Origin of the sequence: Nocardia sp. NPDC059154 (assembly GCF_042755705.1) — a bacterium.
Classification (GTDB): domain Bacteria; phylum Actinomycetota; class Actinomycetes; order Mycobacteriales; family Mycobacteriaceae; genus Nocardia.
The window spans coordinates 1-16934 of sequence record NZ_JBHZCS010000093.1 but is presented as its reverse complement, the minus strand read 5'-3'; the positions used below and the strand labels follow the sequence as shown (position 1 = coordinate 16934).

The window sequence follows — 16934 nt, the reverse complement described above, 5'->3', positions numbered from 1 at the left end:
GTGTGTCCTGTCGATGGCACCGTTCCGGACGTGGAACCAGGAGGTGATGTAACGATGTTGCACCCTGATAGGGCAAGTGGCGCACGAACGTCGGCGATCTCGTTGAGCGACTCCCTGGATGACGCCGACGTTCTGGTATCCGAAGTCCCCAACGGCAGACGACGTCCGCCCCACACCGTCGTCATACACGACAGCGAGAACGGCGCATGCCCGCTTGTGCTGCCACGGTTAGAAGTGATCCGACACCGTCGCCGATCCATCCCATGCTGTTCGGGCAGCATACCCAACTCCACCAACGCTCGCGGACCGAACTGCCCCGCCGACACCGTATACCCCGACTTCCGCATTACATCGTCACCTTTCCCGAACGAACCTCGTGGCCTCCGAATTGTTTACGCAGCGCCGACACCGCCCGCATCGTCGGTGAATCGGTCTGGCGAGAAGAGAACCGCGCGAACAACGCCGCCGAGATCACCGGAACCGGCACCGCGTGCGCGATGGCCTCTTCGACCGTCCACCGACCCTCCCCCGAGTCCTCGGTGTACCCGGAGATCGAGCCCAACCCGGCGTCCTCCCGCAACGCCGCGACCAGAAGTTCGAGCAGCCAGGACCGCACCACCGTGCCTTTCTGCCACGCCATCATCACCTCGTCTGGGGCGATGATCCCGGGTTCAGCGGCCAGCAGTTCATATCCCTCGGCATACGCCTGCATCAACCCATACTCGATGCCGTTGTGCACCATCTTCGCGTAATGACCGGCACCAACCGGACCGGCATGCACGAAGCCTTCCTCCCGATCTCCGGTAGGTCGAAGGGCATCGAAGATCGGCATCGCCCGCGCCACATCCGCTGCACCACCACCGACCATCAGACCGTAACCAAGGGTCCGGCCCCAAACCCCACCGGACACTCCGCAATCTAGGTAACCGATTCCCCGATCACCCAACAGCGCAGCATGCAGTTCGTCGTCGGAGAACCGAGAGTTCCCGCCCTCGATGACGAGATCGCCGGGCGCCAACAGCTCACTCAATTCCTCGATCACAGTTCGCGTCGGCTCGCCAGCGGGAACCATCACCCACACCAACCGCGGGCGACTGAGGCTGCTCACCAGTTCCGCGAGTGATTCAACATCCCTAAGAGATGGGTCGGAATCGAATCCGACGACCTCATGGTTGGCAGCGCGAACACGCTCACGCATATTCCCACCCATCCGTCCCAGTCCGATTAAACCCAGTTGCACCGGAAACTCCTCGACGTTAGCTTGACGATCAGCGCGGGCCACACACTTGACCGGAGTACGGAATAGCGCACTGAATGCGCGATCATGTCATTAGGGCGTCCACACACTGGCATCCGTCATTCCCAACTGATTGCCGGTTCCGGTCTGATCGACGTGTTGCGTCGGTCAGAATGAATCGGGCCGTGACTGTCTTTCAGCGGCCGGGCTGACCGACGCTCACGTACCGCTATGAGCTCGGCAGCGATCGAAACGGCTGATTCCATCGGAGTTGCGCCGCCAATGTCCAAGCCGATTGGTGCATGGAGGCGGTCCAATTGTCGCTTGGTGACCCCGAGATCCCGCAGCTGACTAGCCCGCGCGGTACTGACCTGTCGTGATCCCATCGCCCCGATATAAGCGACCGGCAAGGCCAGCGCAAACTTCAGTAATGGGATATCAAATTTGGGGTCGTGCGTCATCACGCACACCACCGATCGCTCATCGAGAGTGTCGGCCACAGACTCAAGGAAGCGAGGCGGCCAGTCCACGATTACATCATCTGCGTCGGGAAACCGACCGGCTGTGGCGAATATCGGCCGGGCATCACAAACGGTGACATGGTAACCGAGCAGCTTTCCCAGCCGTGACAGTTCCCCAGCGAAATCCACGGCGCCGAAGATGAGCATCCGAGGTGGCGGAAGTTGCCCATGTACGAATACCGTGGCCGGCTCGCCAGCCCCCGAATCAACTTGTACCAGCGCGTGCCCACCTGTCGCGAGCATTCCGGTCAGTGCATTGGCGATCGCGCGGTCACGTCCCGGTATCCCTGTCGTTCCGACCAATCTGCCACGATCAAGTGATAAGTAGGTACCCGTACCTGCTCCTGCAATGATAACCCCGAGCGCAGAGGGTTCGCTCGCCCTTGCCGCTCGGCGCACTCGGTACAGAAGGTCAGCCATTGACTCCGAGAAGGGGGTGACAAATACGTCGATCGTACCGCCGCAGGTGAGACCGACCGCGAAAGCACCGGCGTCCGGTATTCCGAACCGTTCGCGCACAGGTTGCCCGGAGACGAGGGCGTCCTCGGCGAGTGCGACTGTCGCCGCTTCCACACAACCGCCGGAAATACTGCCCAGTACCTCTCGGTCCTCAGACACTGCCATTGCAGCGCCAGCCGGCCGGGGCGCGCTCGCGAAAGTTTCGATCACGGTCGCAACGGCGAAGTGGCGCCCAGAGGCATGCCACTCAAGTAATCCGTCGACCAGATCCAGCATTCGGTCTCCCTGAAAATAATGGACCTTCCAATTCTAGTTCCACTCCGCTCCTTCAGGATATCGACATACGCTCGGCCGCAAGTTTCACAGCTGAAACAATCGATTCGTATCCAGTACAGCGACAGAGGTTCCCCGAGATCGCTTCCCGTATCTGACCATCCGTCGGCTCTGAAGAGTGAGCAAGCAAATCCAAAGCCGCTAGGATCATTCCGGAAATACAAAAACCACACTGAAATCCGAAGGCATCCCAGAAAGCTTGCTGAACCGGATGCAATTCACCATTTTCGCCAGCCAGCCCCTCAATGGTGATTATATTGCAGCCATCATTGTTAAGCGTCAATTCGAGACACGATTTAATAGGCACGCCGTCTCGGAGAACTGTACATGCACCACAGTCACCAGTTCCGCAACCGATCTTTGGCGCCAGCGCACCGAAATTCTCCCGGAGCGTGTCGACCAAGCGCGCACCCGGATCAATCGAGGCCTTCTGCGCTACGGCGTCGACTGTGAGGCCAATCTCCAAACTATCGGGATGGCTCATACTCTAACCTTTCTATTCGCGCATTCTATTGCCGACGCCAGCGCCCTTCTTGCAGCCACTGGCGACACGGCAGCGCGGTAGTCCCCAGGCGCCAGCACGTCCTGCCACGCGTTCTCAGCAGTCACACGCACATTGTCCCGGATGCATTCGTTTAATAGCTCCGCAGACCCAGTGGTTCCATGTAGATCGCGCGTCAAGTCGACGCGAAAGGGTGTTGCTGTGGCGCCACCTACTGCGACAGCCGCCGTTTCGATCTTCCCATCAGCCCCGAGCGCTACCTTTGCAGCTCCTGTCACGATAGGCCAGCTACTCGCCGCTCCCTTGATTTTCACGTACCCGTGACCTGCTGCCGGATCGGCCGCGAATTCAACTGCTGTCAAGATCTCGTCTGGATCGGCCGCACTGCAGTAGGCATCGACAAAGAATTTATCGAACGCAAGCCGTCGCTCACCGCGCGGCGATGCCAGAACCAGCGTCGCCGAGAGCGCCGCGAGCGCACAGGGGACGTCAGACTGCGGTCTGGCCGCCATTACGGATCCACCGATAGTGCCTTGGATTCGAAGCTGCCTTCCCCCGGTGATTCCAAGTGCCATCAGGTGGAGAAGCTCTGTCACATTACGCGTGCTCTGATCGTGGACAAGTAGATCGTAGTTCGTCATCGCGCCGACAGATACAGTTTCCCCCTTCATCTGAATCCCACTGAGCGGCAGACGACGCAGCGACACGAGTGTGACGGCTTCCCGCGCGGATTGGAGAGCTGGAACTATCCATGTGCCCCCGCCGACGATCCGGCACCGCAATCGATCCGTTTCGAGAACCGTCCATGCTTCGTCGAGGGTCGTGGGCGCGTGGAAGCGATCACCCCTCATCAGCAGGCCTTCTCGGAACTTGCGGCAAGTGCGCGTTGTACTACTGCTGGTGTTATGGGTAGCTCGTTCACCTGCACACCATACGGTGAAAGAGCGTCGTTGACCGCATTGAGCACGGCGACGACCGAACAACCTATACCCGACTCGCCTGCTCCCTTGACTCCCATGAAAGAAAACGGACTCGGCGTAACCTGATGCGCCAAGTTAAATGGCGGTATTTCAATGGCGCGGGGCAAAAGATAGGTTTTGAAGCTGTCCGCGAGCGAATTTCCCGCCATGTCGTAGGGTACTGCTTCCATGAGCGCCTCGCCTAATCCCATCGCCACGCCGCCGCAAAATTGACCATCCACCAATTCTGGATTAATCACCGTACCGCAGTCGTGCGCCATCGCGTGTCGTTCCACCGAGACAATTCCGGTTTCCTCGTCGATCTCGACCTGACATACATAGAGGGCGCTCGCATATGTGGACCAGTGGTTGTTTTCCCCTTTTCCATGGCGCACATTTTTCATCGAGAAGGTGCGGGTTGATTCGAGACCCGGCTCGATATCAGGCGCAACAATACGGTTTGAGGTCAACATGGCGTAAGCCACTGCGGGGATGTCTATCTCCGATGCTGCAGCGGAGGTATCGATCGCCCTTCCTCCGCGTAACACCACAGCATCCTCAGAACAATGGAGCATGCCGGCCGCGACGGTACGAAGCTTTGCAGACACATCGGTAGCGGCAAGATGTGCAGCGGCTCCACCTAACACAATACTCCGGCTGCTGTAGTTCCCCCCGCCAAGGGAAGACCTATCGGTATCTCCTTGAACAACACGTATTTTGCGAATCGACACACCGAGTTCCGCAGCGACGATTTGGGCGATACCTGTTTCGTTGCCATTTCCGGGTGAAGTGACGCCTGTTAGCACTGTGACACTTCCGGTAGCATCCATTCGAACCGTGGCCGTGTCCCAGGATCCTCCGAGTGCTCCAGGAGGATCCCCGCTCTCCGGCATCAACTCGAAGCCCCAGCCGATGCCCACTAGCCGACCAGCATCCCGTGCACTTGCGCGATCCTTACACGCATTGTCGTAATCGAAGACGCTCGACACCTTGTCCGCGAGCCCAGCGTAGTTACCGCTGTCTATCTGCAGGCCGGTTGCCATATCGTAAGGGAAATTTTCGGGATCGATCCAGTTACGGCGTCGAACGTCAAGAGGGTCCAGGCCAGTTCGCTTCGCGACCTCGTCCATTATTCGCTCAGTGATTATCGCCGCGATTTCCTTGCCGAAGGGACGCGCGGAGCCCCACGGAGCCTTGTTGGAAACCACAATCTTCCACTCTGTGGAAGCACGCTGAATATCGTATCCGCTCGGCACGGTCAAGGCGCCGACAACAGGCATCTCCGATGCAGCTGTAGGCGTTATCGCTCCGAGGTTGGCCACCACGCGCCCACGAATGCAATGAACCCGCCCGGTGGAGTCGAACGTCGCCCGAAACGACACGGTTTGATCCTTGCTCCCGAGGAGGAGAGCCTCCCACCGGGTCTCGTCCCACCGTAAGGGAACCCCGAGCATCCGAGCGAGAACAGCGATTAGCACCTCGTCGAGATGACCTGCCTGTTTTGAGCCGAAGGAGCCCCCCTGAGGCGGACTAACGACGTGGACCTGGGTCTCATCTACGCCCAAGGCTCTTGCGATCCTAAGGCGTACGGCATGTGGATTCTGAGTCGTGCCGTACCATCGCAGTCTGCCTAGGCGAGAATCCCAAGTCGCTTGGCAGGCACGGGGCTCCAAAGGCGCTATCGAACATCGCGCCATTCGCAACTCACCCTCGAGAGTGAGTTCGCGGGCTTCATCGAGCTCGGCGTCGAACGGCTCGCCTGTACCGGTCACTCCCTCAGCGAAGACATTCGTGCCCCACTCCTCGTGCAACAGCGGTGCGTTATCGGCCAATGCCTCGCCGGCAGTCACGACGACCGGCAGCGCCTCGAGGTAGACACGTACTCGAGACGCTGCCAAACGCGCCGCTTCAACCGTCGTAGCAACGACCGCAGCGTAAGGCTGGCCGATGTACAGCACTGTGCTTCGCGCCAGGTAGTCCACCGTGACTGACTGGTGATGATGAGATGTAGACTGGGCGACCATCTTTACGATATCTACACCAGCCAGATCCTCTGCGAGGATCACCGCCGTGACACCGGGTACGGCCAAAGCCTCGGAAACATCGATTCGCATAATCCGGGCATGGGCTACCTCGCTCCTGGCGAAGACAACGTGGTGATAACTATCGTCCACAGTGTCCGCGGCGTAGCGCACCTTCCCGGTAACGAAGAGCGAACCGTCCTGGCGTTTGGCCGCTTGTCCCGGCAGGTCATTGCACCTCGCCTGCTGCTCGGTTGCGGTCACTGATACACCTCACCCATCATGTTCGATACATTTTATCCCAGCCCCGGTGAGAGTTCCCGTCGATGCTGTGACTATTTGCGATTTGCCGCAGGTCGACATTCGACATGCACCGACCCATATAGCTGGGGGGGGAACTCGACCTGGTTAGATTCGATACGCTAGGGGCCCGATGCGTTCAAGCAGCCTGCCACCATATCTGTCATCCAAGCTCCATGAGCAGCAGATGGGCAATCGTCCGCACTTCATCCACGACGTCGTCGACCTCTACAAAGTCGCGGCCCAAAGGCCAGTCCCCAAAGCCCCCAGCTCCCCACATAATCGTGGGGATACCGTGTGCAGCGGGTCCGCCCGCATCGAAGGTGCCCTTGCCATAGAACTCAGTCGCAGGCCGATCGCGCACAGCCGTGATCGACCGCTGCAGCGCCGTCACAACTTCACTGTCGCTCGACACCATGGCAGGAAACATGACCACCGACGGTTTTACAGTCACGTCGAAGGGATCGAGACGCGGTGTGAGGGCTCGGATCTCCTCAACGGCCTGCTCCACCGAGTCCCCCGGAAGCAGCCGACGATCAACCGTGAGCTCGGCCCGGGAGGGCAGTGTGTGGGGAGCGAGCGGGTCGAAGCGGACCTTGTACACAACGGCGTGGCGATTCCCGAGAACAGGGTGGCTATCGGGCCATGACAGTTCTCGCAGCGACTGAACAAAGTCGCTCGCAGCCTCGATCGCGCTGAGCCCGAGCTGCGGTGAACTCGAGTGAACTGCCTTGCCTTCGATCGTCACGTCAATGTCGACGCGACCCTTGTTGCCGAGGGACAGTCTCATCCCGCAGTCGGTGAGCAGGATTGCGAAATCGGGACGTGTAGGAAGGGCTGCCACGATCGCGTCGCTGCAGGCGTGGCTGCTGCGACCTTCGTTGTTTACTGCCCAGAATGCATTCCCTTGCAGTTGAACGCCGGTATCAGCGAGTAGCTTGCATACCGCCAGCATCACTACCTGGTGCGCCTTGGCTTGGCTGACGCCCTGGCCGTGGACCACGAGGCCCTGGCGTCCCACCTCCGTGCCGTCGCCGACTCTGCCGGAGAACGGTTCGTCCATGAGGTTGTGGTGCTGAGCTGGCGTGTAGGTCTGCAGCAGAATCGACCGAGAGCTCTGCGCCGGCCCTAACCGAGCGATCAGATTGTTGCCTGCGTCGTCTATCAGATCCTCGACACCAAGATCGAGCAGCCGTGGCCGAATCTCGTCTTGCACATAGTGAACGAGTTTCGGATCGTCGGGTTCCATCAATGTCTCGTAGCCCAACGGAACGTCCGTGGGGACTCGGGCCAACTCGCTCAGCGTGTCGACAATAAATGTGCGATCAACATGAGAGTCAATCAAGGTTCGAGCATAGTCAGACTTCCAGGTCACGATGCGGACTCCATTTTACTCAGGGCGGGCAGCACATCGGCAGCGCATCGCTCAAGCTGGCCAAGCTGGTCTTCATCGGCGAAGCGCAGGATGGGCGTGGTGCAACCCGCTTCGATGTAAGGTCCGATTTTGTCGATGACCTGTTGTGGGCTGCCAAACGCCACCCAGTCGGCGAATGTTTGATCTGCCACCCCGCCTGTCGCGCCGTAATAGCGATGGAGAAATGCTGCTGCGCGATCCTTGGCCTTCGACGCGTCATCGTCGATATTAACCATGATATGGAGGCTTACGTTGTCGAGAACATGGCGGCGGTCGGCTTCGGTGCACAGTTCAGCGATCCTGTTCCGAGCCCGACTGAAGTCCGGCAGCGAGATTGCGTCGCATTGCCACCCGTCGGACAAGTTCGCAATGCGACGGTAGATCCGTTCCCGAACGACGTCGTCTTTTGCCTCGGAAGGATTGGCAGCAATGCCGATCGGTGGAAGCTGCTGGTGTGGCTTCGGCAGCACTGTCACATCCTCGTACGAATGGAATCGGCCTTCGAACGTGACAGGCTCACCGGACCAGAAGGATCGCAAGATCGCGATATTTTCCTCCACCCGTCGCACACGCTCACTGCTGTTGATACCGACTGCTTTCAATTCCGCGGCCGCAGCAGGCCCCTGGCGGGCCGAATACCCGTTGCACACGACGAGATCCGTACGCCCTTCAGACAACACGTCCAAGGCTGCCCATTGAATGGCGAGCAACAAGGGGTCACGGAAGGGGAATGACGCCAGACAAACAGTCCCGAGCCGCATCCGGTTAGTCCTAGCGGCGAGGGCACTCAGCAAAACGATCGCCTCGAGGCGTGGCTTGGAGATGTAGTTGTCTCCGACCCAGACCGACTCGAAGAAGCCGCTCTCTTCAGCAACCTCAGCGGTTTTCAAGAGATCTTCAACAGGTACGCCGAACAAAACGGCGCGGTTCGGCAGGCTCAAGCCGATACGTGGCGGGGCCATTATTTTCTCCTTTACTGGATGAGGTAGGGCCGCGTAAATCGGACCTACATTCGACACGAATCACTACTTCGTTGTTTCTGTCAGTGCACTGTGGACAGGAATCGGTCGAGCACACGGACACCGAAGTGGAGCGCTTCGATCGGAACGCGCTCGTCTATGCCATGGAACATGGCATAGAAGTCGTAGGCGGGCGGTAGTCCGAGTGGTACGAAGCCATATCCATTGATGCCGAGCCTGGCGAACTGCTTGTTGTCGGAGCCGCCACCACTGCAGTACGGCAGTACACGGCCGTCCGGGTCCTCGGCGAGAAGAGCCTGCCGCATAGCGTTGAACACCGGCACATCGACGGGCGCTTCCACCGCAGGCTCATGGAGGGAAAACTCCCAGGTGACGTCCGGGCCCACGAGAGCGTCCATCGTCGCCTGGAATTCCTCCTCACCGCCGGGAACGATGCGGCCGTCCACGTGACCGACGGCGACCTCAGGGATGACGTTCACCTTGTAGCCAGCGCTGAGCATGGTCGGGTTGGCGCTGTTGCGGATCGCCGACGCGACTAGGGGTGCGCAAGGCCCGAGTGTCTCGCGCAGCACTGCGGGGCTCAATGCCGGGTCGTCTGGGTCGAGCTGCACACCCGCGAGATCGGCGAGCTGTTCCAGGGAGGCACGAACGGTCGGCGATACCCGCAGCGGCCAGTTGTAGGCGTCAATGCGGGCCACAGCTGCAGCCAGACGAGCGACTGCGTTTTCAGGATCAGGACTCGAGCCGTGTCCGGCACGCCCGCGCGCCTCCAGACGAAGCCACGCCCTACCGCGCTCGCCCGCACCAAGGGGATAAATACGCTGGCCGTAAGCGTAGAACCGGTGGCCGCCAGCCTCGGTGATCGCTTCTGTGCAACCCTCGAACAACCCAGCGTGTTCCGTCACGAGCCATTCCGATCCGTATGCGGTGGAATCTTCCTCGTCGGCAGTGAACGCCAGCACGATATCGCGCACCGGCTTGCGCCCCTCGCGCGCCCATGCCCGTGCCACAGCCAGGATCATTGCATCCATGTCCTTCATGTCCACGGCTCCGCGGCCCCAGATAACGCCATCGCGCACGTCACCGGAAAAGGGGTGCACGCTCCAGTCGTCGGCGCTCGCAGGTACGACGTCGAGGTGCCCGTGGACCAGCAGCGCCGGCCTTGACGGGTCAGTGCCCTCGATACGCGCCACCACGTTGGACCGACCGATCGCGGATTCCAAGATGGTGGCCACGATGCCAACCTCCGAGAGCCGCTCGGCAACGTACTCGGCTGCCGGCCGCTCGCAGGCATCCCCGGAGCCGTGATTTGAGGTATCGATACGGATCAGGTCGGAGGTGAACCGGACCGCCTCGTCCTCAGCGCGGATATACCCGGCGGTATCACCGGCAGTCCGTTCGTCTGTCCGGGGAGCAGTTTGGTCACTCATATGTCTCCTCAGGGCGGTGGGCAGTCCGGATTAGTCGCCGACATGGACGTCATGCCACACAAGATCGGCTTATCGGCTCTCGGCTGACAAGTTGTTGGAGCCTTCCATCAGCTGGTGTGATGCAGGCTCCTCCGGCGCCGACATCCCTTCATGCCCCACAGTGACCTGTCGACGGTTGCCGATTCCAACGGCGCCCACGAAGGTAGCGATGACACACAGGCCGGCGAGGTAAAAGCCGGGCGCGAGAGGGAAACCCTGCCCGACAAGCCAGGTCGCAAGGAATGGCGTGCTACCGCCGAACAAGGCGAAGCTGATGTTGTATCCCAGTGCACTCGCCGAGGCGCGAATGCGGTCCGGGAACAACTCGACGACAGCTAAGGTAGTTGTCGTGGTCATACCACTGGTAAAGAGCGCGAGCACTCCGACGATCACCGAGGCCGCTAGCACGTTAGAGTGCGGCAGGAGCATAAATGTGGGGACGGCGCAAACCCCCAACCCGACTGCGGAGATGATCGCAATCTGCTTTCGTCCCAGTCGGTCGATACAGTACCCCGCCAGGAGACAAGCACCGACGCCGACAATGCTCTCCACCAGCACCACGATCAGCGATTTGGTTTTGCTGAACCCGACCGTAACCGTCAGGTACGCCAGGATAAATGTACCCAAGAGGTAGAGCGCAACCGCATTAGCCATCGCCCAGCCGACCAGGATCAAAATCCTTGTTTTCGCTGTCTTGATAGCCTGCTTGACGGGTGCCGACTCGATATGTCCCTCGGCGCGCAGAGCTGTGAACACAGGCGACTCTTCCACACGCAGTCGCAGGTACACACCAATCAACGCAAGTGGCGCTGCAGCCAGGAATGGCACTCGCCATGCCCACGAAGTCAATTGCTCAGGGGTCGTTGCGGAGGTTATTGCTACTACCACCAGAACGCCGAACACCTGCGTGACATTGACGATTGCGGGCCCCACTGCCGCGAATCGCCCGCGCATTCCGCTGGGTGCATGCTCGATGATGAAGATGTTAGCGCCGGTGTTTTCTCCACCGACGGAGAAGCCCTGCATCAGTCGGCACAGCAGAAGCAACACGGGTGCCGCGACACCGATTTGGGCGTATCCGGGCAAGATACCGATTATGAATGTTCCTGCGCACATCAGCAGGACCGACATGAGAAGTGTAAAGCGTCGCCCCATTCGATCGCCCAGATGGCCGAATACGATGCCCCCCAACGGGCGGACAACAAACGTCACGGCATAGATTCCGAATGTTGCCAATAGGGCAGCGGTTGGGTTGGTTTTCGGGAAGAAGACACTCGCTATTGTGGTGGCGAAGAATCCATAGAGGGCAAAGTCGTACCACTCTACAAAGTTCCCGATTGCACCAGCCAACAGTACTTTTCTCCGCGGGGCATCATTGCCACCGTTCATCACGCTCTCCTCAAAATGATGCGATCGCCGGGACCAAATTGGCGACCGCAAGTGGTGTGCTAGCTACGTCAGCACGTTGACTACCCCTGGGAGAAATACGTCGTCAACATGCTCTGGAACACGACCCGAAGTCACACTCCTGCAGTAGCTCGTATATTTTGATGTACGGGTATTCCAGCAGATCTTGCATCATCCGCGGGAAATACTCAAGAAGTTCGTTGGACTGGTCAACGAAATGCCACTCACAGATCCCGATCTCAGATAATGCCGGTGAAGTGCACCGATATTATCGAACGGGTCGCGAACGCGTTAGCAGCAGCGCGCCGCTACGCGGGGCCAGTTCTATACGGCATCGGTACCCTCGGCTTTCGCAAGTGGATCGGTTACGGCGATCTTCCTTCAAGCTCCGTGATTGCCGTTCCCAAATTCTGAGGGAAGCATACCCAAGGGTCAACGAGACTTTCATCTAATGGAAGGTGCGTCTGGAGTGCGAGAGTTGTAATGCACGCCGAGCGCATTTGACCTGTGGAAACTTGGTTTCATCGAAGCGTGCGCGTTGCTAGTGCCGTGTCTGGCAACGTTGGTGGTTGGGTAATCCAGCTGCCGGAGCTTGGAGCGACGGCGAAGTCGTGGACGGGTAGGGTCTGGTCGCGGCAGCGGATCTCGTGGTGCCGATGGTGTCGTCTTGTTCGCCGTGGCTGCGGCGGTCGGTGCCGTCTCTGCCCCGGCCACCGGGCCGGCAGAGACGCCAGAAACGCGGCCCATCGTTTCCGGCCCCGCTCCGGTAGTACAGCTGCCCGGTGCGCAGGTCCAGTGCATCGAACATTTGCCGGACACCCCGAGCACGGCGGTAGGTCGCCCGCAGTCGGCGCGGCCGCAGGGCAGCCGACCAGCCGCGGCCACCACGGGGTTGGAGATTCAGCGGCCCGAACTCGTCGATCCAGACCACCCGCCCCGCCAATGGACGGGTGAACATAGAAGAGGCCCCGGGAGTCAGGCCCATCGCGAAAATGTTTGTGGCTGTTGCTATTTCTTGCCAGACCCGCTGGCTTTGGTCGCGCCCGCGGACTGGGCTCGGCTGGCGAACCCTGTTGCGGCTGCCCGGGTTGCGGGCTCCGGCGCTCTGGAGCGCGGAGGCCCTCCACCGGTTGGCGGTCATCTTCCGCCGCTGGCATGGCTACCGCCTTTGCCGCTGGACTTCGACATCGCGCTACCCCCTTCTGTTATTCGCCCCTCCAAGATCAGGATCTCACCTCCGCGCCGAAGAGGAAGCGGCTCCCTGACGGTGACCTGGCGAATTGGTGTCGCTGTGCACATTGGCGCGGAATCCGACGCCAAGGAATTGCCGCAGATAATGGCGGTAGAAGGTTGGGCGTGGGCGAGGGCAGAAGATCGGCCGGACCTCGGTAGTGGGCTGGATGCCTGAGCCCAGCCAGGTCCGGGTGCTGCGTGGTGGGGCGCGGCTGGGGGACGCGGTCCGCGCTTCCCTGGACACGATCCCGGTCGCCAGCACTCCCGCGGCTACGCGACCGCGCTGGGCACGCTGGTCGGGCCCGATTCGGATACGGGCCTGCTGGAACGGGAGCGAGTGCGCAACTGGTTCACCTGCAGGTGCGGTGACAAGTCCGCGCAGACGTTTAATGTGCGCCTGGCCGCCCTGCGCTCGGCATGCGTGTAGTGGCGCAACCAGCAGTGGCAGGTCGGGAATCCGTTGTCGCGGTTGGTATCCCGGTCAGTGCCGCCGGACCGCTCCAAGGGTGACTCGTGAGGAGAGCACCGCAATCCTCACCGGTGGCGCGCCACTGCGGGAATGGGTGCTGTAGCACATGCTGTACAAGACCGCCGCCCGGGTCGAAGACGGGCTGCCGCTGGACGTTCCGGACCTGGACATGCCCAACCGGGCCGCCACCGTCGTCCGAAAGGGCGGGGCGACTGACATCGTGGCCTGGCAGACCGGCATCGCCCGGCTGCTGTCGCGCCTGCTGGCCTGCCGCCGCACCGGCCCGGTGTTCCTGACCGACCGCAAGGCCCAACCCAGTGGGGCCAAGACCGATATCGATCCCGGGGCCGGGCGCGCGCGGTTGTCATATCGGAGGGATGTTGAGTGTTCGAGGACCATACCGCCGATTTCACCCGCGGACCGTTCACGCTGCACCAGCTGCGCCATTGGAAGCTGGCCCATGCCGCCAAGGACGGGGCGTCAACGCCGATGCTGATGCGGCTGTCCGGGCGCACATCGGTGCGGTCGCTGGCCAAATAATTACGCCCGTCCGTCCGCTCAGGCCCTTATGAACTGGTAGGCCCAGACCGATCCCGCCGCCCCGGCGCCGCTGCTGAATTCCTGGTCGGCGAGCTCTGAGGATCGATCACGCAAACAAGCAGAATAATGCCACGATCACGGTCACCGCCGCCGAGGCCCGGGCGTCCGTCAATGGCGGAGCGCCGAACCGGTGGTGCCGGTCCTGGCCGAAGACGGGAAATGGAAGGTCCAGAGGACTGGATCTGTAACGTGTTGTAATTGTCCAACCAGACGTCTCCAGCCTGCAGCTTGAGCTTGTTCGCGTTGCGGGTGACCAGTGGATAGCGGCGCAGCTTCTCGTCACGGGATTGGCTCTCGGCCTTGGAGATCAGGTCGTTGACGATCACCTGGTCGAACAGCTCGAACACGTCATGGGCGGCGCGGGCCCGCAGTGTAAATACGTCGCGACCAGCACCGACAGCAGATGTTCGCGCGGCATCCTCCGCAACCCCGACACCTGCCCGGTCAATCCGAGCGACACCGGCCCGAGAAGCCGCCACGGCGGCACCGCCGCAATATCCACCGAGATCGGGTTCAGCGCTTTCACATCCCGGCAGACGCCCCAACGCGGTGAGCAGGCCCTTGCCCGAAGGCTTGAACACGCCCCGCTGCAGGCGCTCGAGGTCGACCACCTTGCGCCGGCTCTCCACCCGCGGCTCCAACATCCCCAGCAGCAGCCCTGTATCGACCAGCGTCAGCGGTCCGGCAAGCTGCGCCCGCAACCGCCGATCAGCGGCTTGACGGCTCTGGCGACAAGACGTTCCAGCGTCGGGGAGCCTCTCGGCATGGATGTCATCGCGTTCCGGGACGGGCGGCTGACCACGCCGCCCATGCCGCCCATGCCGCCCGCGAATGGGAGCGGGAGCATCCGGCCGAAGCAGCAGCCGCCCGCTCCGAGGAGGCCATCCGCGTTCTCGAAGGCGAGGCCGAACGCGAAATCATGGATCACACGGAGCACCAGCAGTGCCCGGACATGACCGTAGGCGGCCAGGTTGGAACGAGCCGAACAGCAATTACGTGAACAGCTCGCAGGTGAGCAGTGAGCACGCCCCTTTACCCAGCGCCGCCACCATCACGTGATGTCCGGGTGGTCCGGGCACCGCGGCCCTTGGGGGTAGCGCGCCAGCGGCGCACCGTCAGCCAGAGAGCCACACCAACGGCGGGATTTGGCCGGTGTCGAGCAGTTCGCAGGCATAGACCCCGGTCAGCAGTGGCCCGCCGGTGTCGCACATCCCGCCCCCGTCGGCGATCGGCACTTCACCCGGGCGGCACCGCTGGCAATGGCGGCGCTCGATCAGTCCGCCGTCGTCGGCCGGTTGTCTTCGAGTAGCCGGACCCGCTCGAGGTTTCCCCGGTGGTGTAGCCGCAGGTCTCGTTCGGGCACATCGCCGGCGGTTCAGGCAGATTCATCCCAGCGGTCCGCTTCAGCGACCACGCCAGATTCGGGTGCTCCCGGACGAAAACGTCTGCGGTGGAATCGGTTTTGCCCTGCCAGTACCCACCGGCGCCGACCGCGGCAATCTGCCGCTCCCGCTGGTCGCCGACCCTCGCCCTGTCGACTTCGCCGCCAGCGACCCCGATACCCGGATCCACACACGCTGTTTCTGGCTCGATGCGCTTTGCAGCAGAGCTTTTGCAGCTTCGCCACGGTGAACAGGCTGCGCGACGGCGGGTGTGGGGCGCCTGTTGGGGTGTCCTTGCGGTGTCGCGGTCGCGGATCTCGTCGGACCTGCACCCGTCCCTTGAACGGCCTCGACATCGCCGGTCAGCGTGCACGAATGGGGCACCTGCGGACATCCAGCCGAGCGGAGAGAGACACGGTGCACGTTCGCCGGGCGGATCTGCATAGCGGATCCAGCGAACGGGCGTGTCCCTCGATTACCGCCCACGCCCTCTGAACGAGCAACCCGTGGTGGCCCCTTCGCTCCTTGGATGCCCAATCGCTGCACGATCGGTCGGTCCGTTACCGGCCCTCGCCTTCAGCGCCGCCCAGATCAACTCCGCGAGATATGCCCGGCGCAGCAGCGTTACCGGCCGCAGCATGTGCGCCACCGCGCACGCCCGGCACCTTGTGCACGCAGGCGCACCCGGGCGACAACACACAGGAGCGGCACATCATGATCCGCCCGCGCACGGAAGGCAAAGCATTTCTCTGCCCAACAGGCGGGATATGGCACACACGGGAGCGACGTCTTCCGGGACTATCAGTGCCCATCCCACTACGCAGCGTGCCCATGAACTCAACTCCACGAAGAACTTCAGCAAGGCGCAGTGCGCTCACCGTTCTTCGTCACAGTGACGGTTCCGACTGCCAAAATCCACCGTGAAACGCGCGAAAGCAGCCTAGGTCGGGTCGAAGCCGCACACTCCGAGCCACGCTAAATGCCATGAAACCCGTCTCGCCGTTGCCCGCCCGCTTCAGAACTCAATTTCAAAGGCGGAACCGGACCGATCAGGCCAACACGGTGAGGACGCCGGGCCAGACAGTCGAGCCGACTGGGCTGCATCGGAGTCTGCAAACCGGGACCGACCGGCCAACGTTGGACCTGCTGGCAGATCGCAACTTCTCGCCGATTCGATAACCACAAGACAAACTTTCATCTTGCGAAAACCGTATTGACCGTCGGGCAGCGTTCTCCGACAATGGCCAAAACCATCTTGGAAGTGGCCCAAGAGGACCTGCTCCCGATCGAACTCTCCGAAGGTGAAGCGTGCAGATGACCCGACAGCCTGGTCACCGACCACATAGCGGGCCTTCTAGGTTTAGAGAACCTCCCGATTCGGTCGCTCAGTAGATCGCCTAAGCAGTGGGGTTTAAGTTCCACAACTTCTTCGCCTAAGTCAACTATCTCCTCAAGGGGGCCGTACATTGAACCACGTCACAGCCATACATCGAAACCAAACAAGCATTCAGGCCAAGGTTAGCGACTACATCCGTAAACACGAGGCACGGTATATCGGTATCGTCCGGGATCTGCTGAGGGTTCCCGGGATCTCGACGACGGGCGAAGGAATGGCGGAGAGCGCCGAGGCGTGCCTTGCACACCTTAA

The 16934-nt window shown here is 61.2% G+C and carries 13 protein-coding genes and 1 pseudogene; 2 read left to right on the top strand and 12 right to left on the bottom strand.

Annotation, left to right across the window (positions count from 1 at the left end; translation table 11 throughout):
- Window positions 1–140 precede the first annotated feature (140 nt).
- The 10 genes and pseudogenes from ACFXN1_RS45725 to ACFXN1_RS45680 all read right to left on the bottom strand — a co-directional run.
- A pseudogene (locus ACFXN1_RS45725) lies at window positions 141–347 on the bottom strand (glucose-6-phosphate dehydrogenase (coenzyme-F420)); the annotation flags it as partial.
- Window positions 347–1240, bottom strand: coding sequence for a phosphogluconate dehydrogenase (NAD(+)-dependent, decarboxylating) (gnd, locus tag ACFXN1_RS45720; RefSeq protein ID WP_379404430.1), 894 nt, complete (start codon window positions 1238–1240; stop codon window positions 347–349). The gene gnd and the pseudogene ACFXN1_RS45725, both read right to left, overlap by 1 nt.
- A 116-nt stretch (window positions 1241–1356) precedes the next feature.
- A complete protein-coding gene (locus tag ACFXN1_RS45715) occupies window positions 1357–2493 on the bottom strand; it encodes an XdhC family protein (RefSeq protein WP_379442708.1) in 1137 nt (378 codons plus the stop codon).
- A 52-nt stretch (window positions 2494–2545) separates the two neighbouring features.
- Window positions 2546–3034 (bottom strand): (2Fe-2S)-binding protein, encoded by a 489-nt coding sequence (locus ACFXN1_RS45710; RefSeq protein WP_379404402.1) that lies wholly within the window; start codon window positions 3032–3034, stop codon window positions 2546–2548.
- On the bottom strand, window positions 3031–3903 hold the full coding sequence (locus tag ACFXN1_RS45705; protein ID WP_379404403.1) for an FAD binding domain-containing protein: 873 nt from the start codon (window positions 3901–3903) through the stop codon (window positions 3031–3033). The genes ACFXN1_RS45710 and ACFXN1_RS45705 overlap by 4 nt, the downstream gene beginning before the upstream one ends.
- The gene (locus ACFXN1_RS45700) at window positions 3903–6296 is read right to left on the bottom strand and encodes a xanthine dehydrogenase family protein molybdopterin-binding subunit (protein ID WP_379442710.1); all 2394 of its coding nucleotides are present in this window, start codon (window positions 6294–6296) and stop codon (window positions 3903–3905) included. The genes ACFXN1_RS45705 and ACFXN1_RS45700 overlap by 1 nt, the downstream gene beginning before the upstream one ends.
- A gap of 199 nt (window positions 6297–6495) precedes the next feature.
- Entirely contained in the window at window positions 6496–7707 is a 1212-nt protein-coding gene (locus ACFXN1_RS45695) for a M20 family metallopeptidase (RefSeq protein WP_379442712.1), read from the bottom strand.
- On the bottom strand, window positions 7704–8708 hold the full coding sequence (locus tag ACFXN1_RS45690; protein ID WP_379442714.1) for an LLM class flavin-dependent oxidoreductase: 1005 nt from the start codon (window positions 8706–8708) through the stop codon (window positions 7704–7706). Before ACFXN1_RS45690 ends, ACFXN1_RS45695 begins: the two co-directional genes overlap by 4 nt.
- 80 nt (window positions 8709–8788) lie before the next feature.
- The gene (locus ACFXN1_RS45685) at window positions 8789–10156 is read right to left on the bottom strand and encodes a M20/M25/M40 family metallo-hydrolase (protein WP_379442716.1); all 1368 of its coding nucleotides are present in this window, start codon (window positions 10154–10156) and stop codon (window positions 8789–8791) included.
- A gap of 69 nt (window positions 10157–10225) precedes the next feature.
- Window positions 10226–11584 (bottom strand): MFS transporter, encoded by a 1359-nt coding sequence (locus ACFXN1_RS45680; protein WP_379404412.1) that lies wholly within the window; start codon window positions 11582–11584, stop codon window positions 10226–10228.
- 2104 nt (window positions 11585–13688) lie between these two features.
- Between ACFXN1_RS45680 and ACFXN1_RS45675 the strand changes: the two genes are divergently transcribed.
- Window positions 13689–13844 carry a hypothetical protein gene (locus tag ACFXN1_RS45675; protein WP_379446588.1) on the top strand — a complete coding sequence of 52 codons (156 nt, stop codon included), beginning with the start codon at window positions 13689–13691 and terminating at the stop codon, window positions 13842–13844.
- A 26-nt stretch (window positions 13845–13870) separates the two neighbouring features.
- Here ACFXN1_RS45675 and ACFXN1_RS45670 read toward each other — a convergent pair whose 3' ends face one another.
- Both ACFXN1_RS45670 and ACFXN1_RS45665 read right to left on the bottom strand, forming a co-directional pair.
- The gene (locus ACFXN1_RS45670) at window positions 13871–14605 is read right to left on the bottom strand and encodes a hypothetical protein (RefSeq protein ID WP_379446589.1); all 735 of its coding nucleotides are present in this window, start codon (window positions 14603–14605) and stop codon (window positions 13871–13873) included.
- Window positions 14578–14832, bottom strand: coding sequence for a hypothetical protein (locus ACFXN1_RS45665; protein ID WP_379404418.1), 255 nt, complete (start codon window positions 14830–14832; stop codon window positions 14578–14580). The genes ACFXN1_RS45670 and ACFXN1_RS45665 overlap by 28 nt, the downstream gene beginning before the upstream one ends.
- 1920 nt (window positions 14833–16752) lie before the next feature.
- On the opposite strand from ACFXN1_RS45665, the gene ACFXN1_RS45660 reads away from it, so the two are divergent.
- A partial coding sequence (locus ACFXN1_RS45660) for a hypothetical protein (protein WP_379446590.1) occupies window positions 16753–16934 on the top strand: 182 nt, incomplete at its 3' end.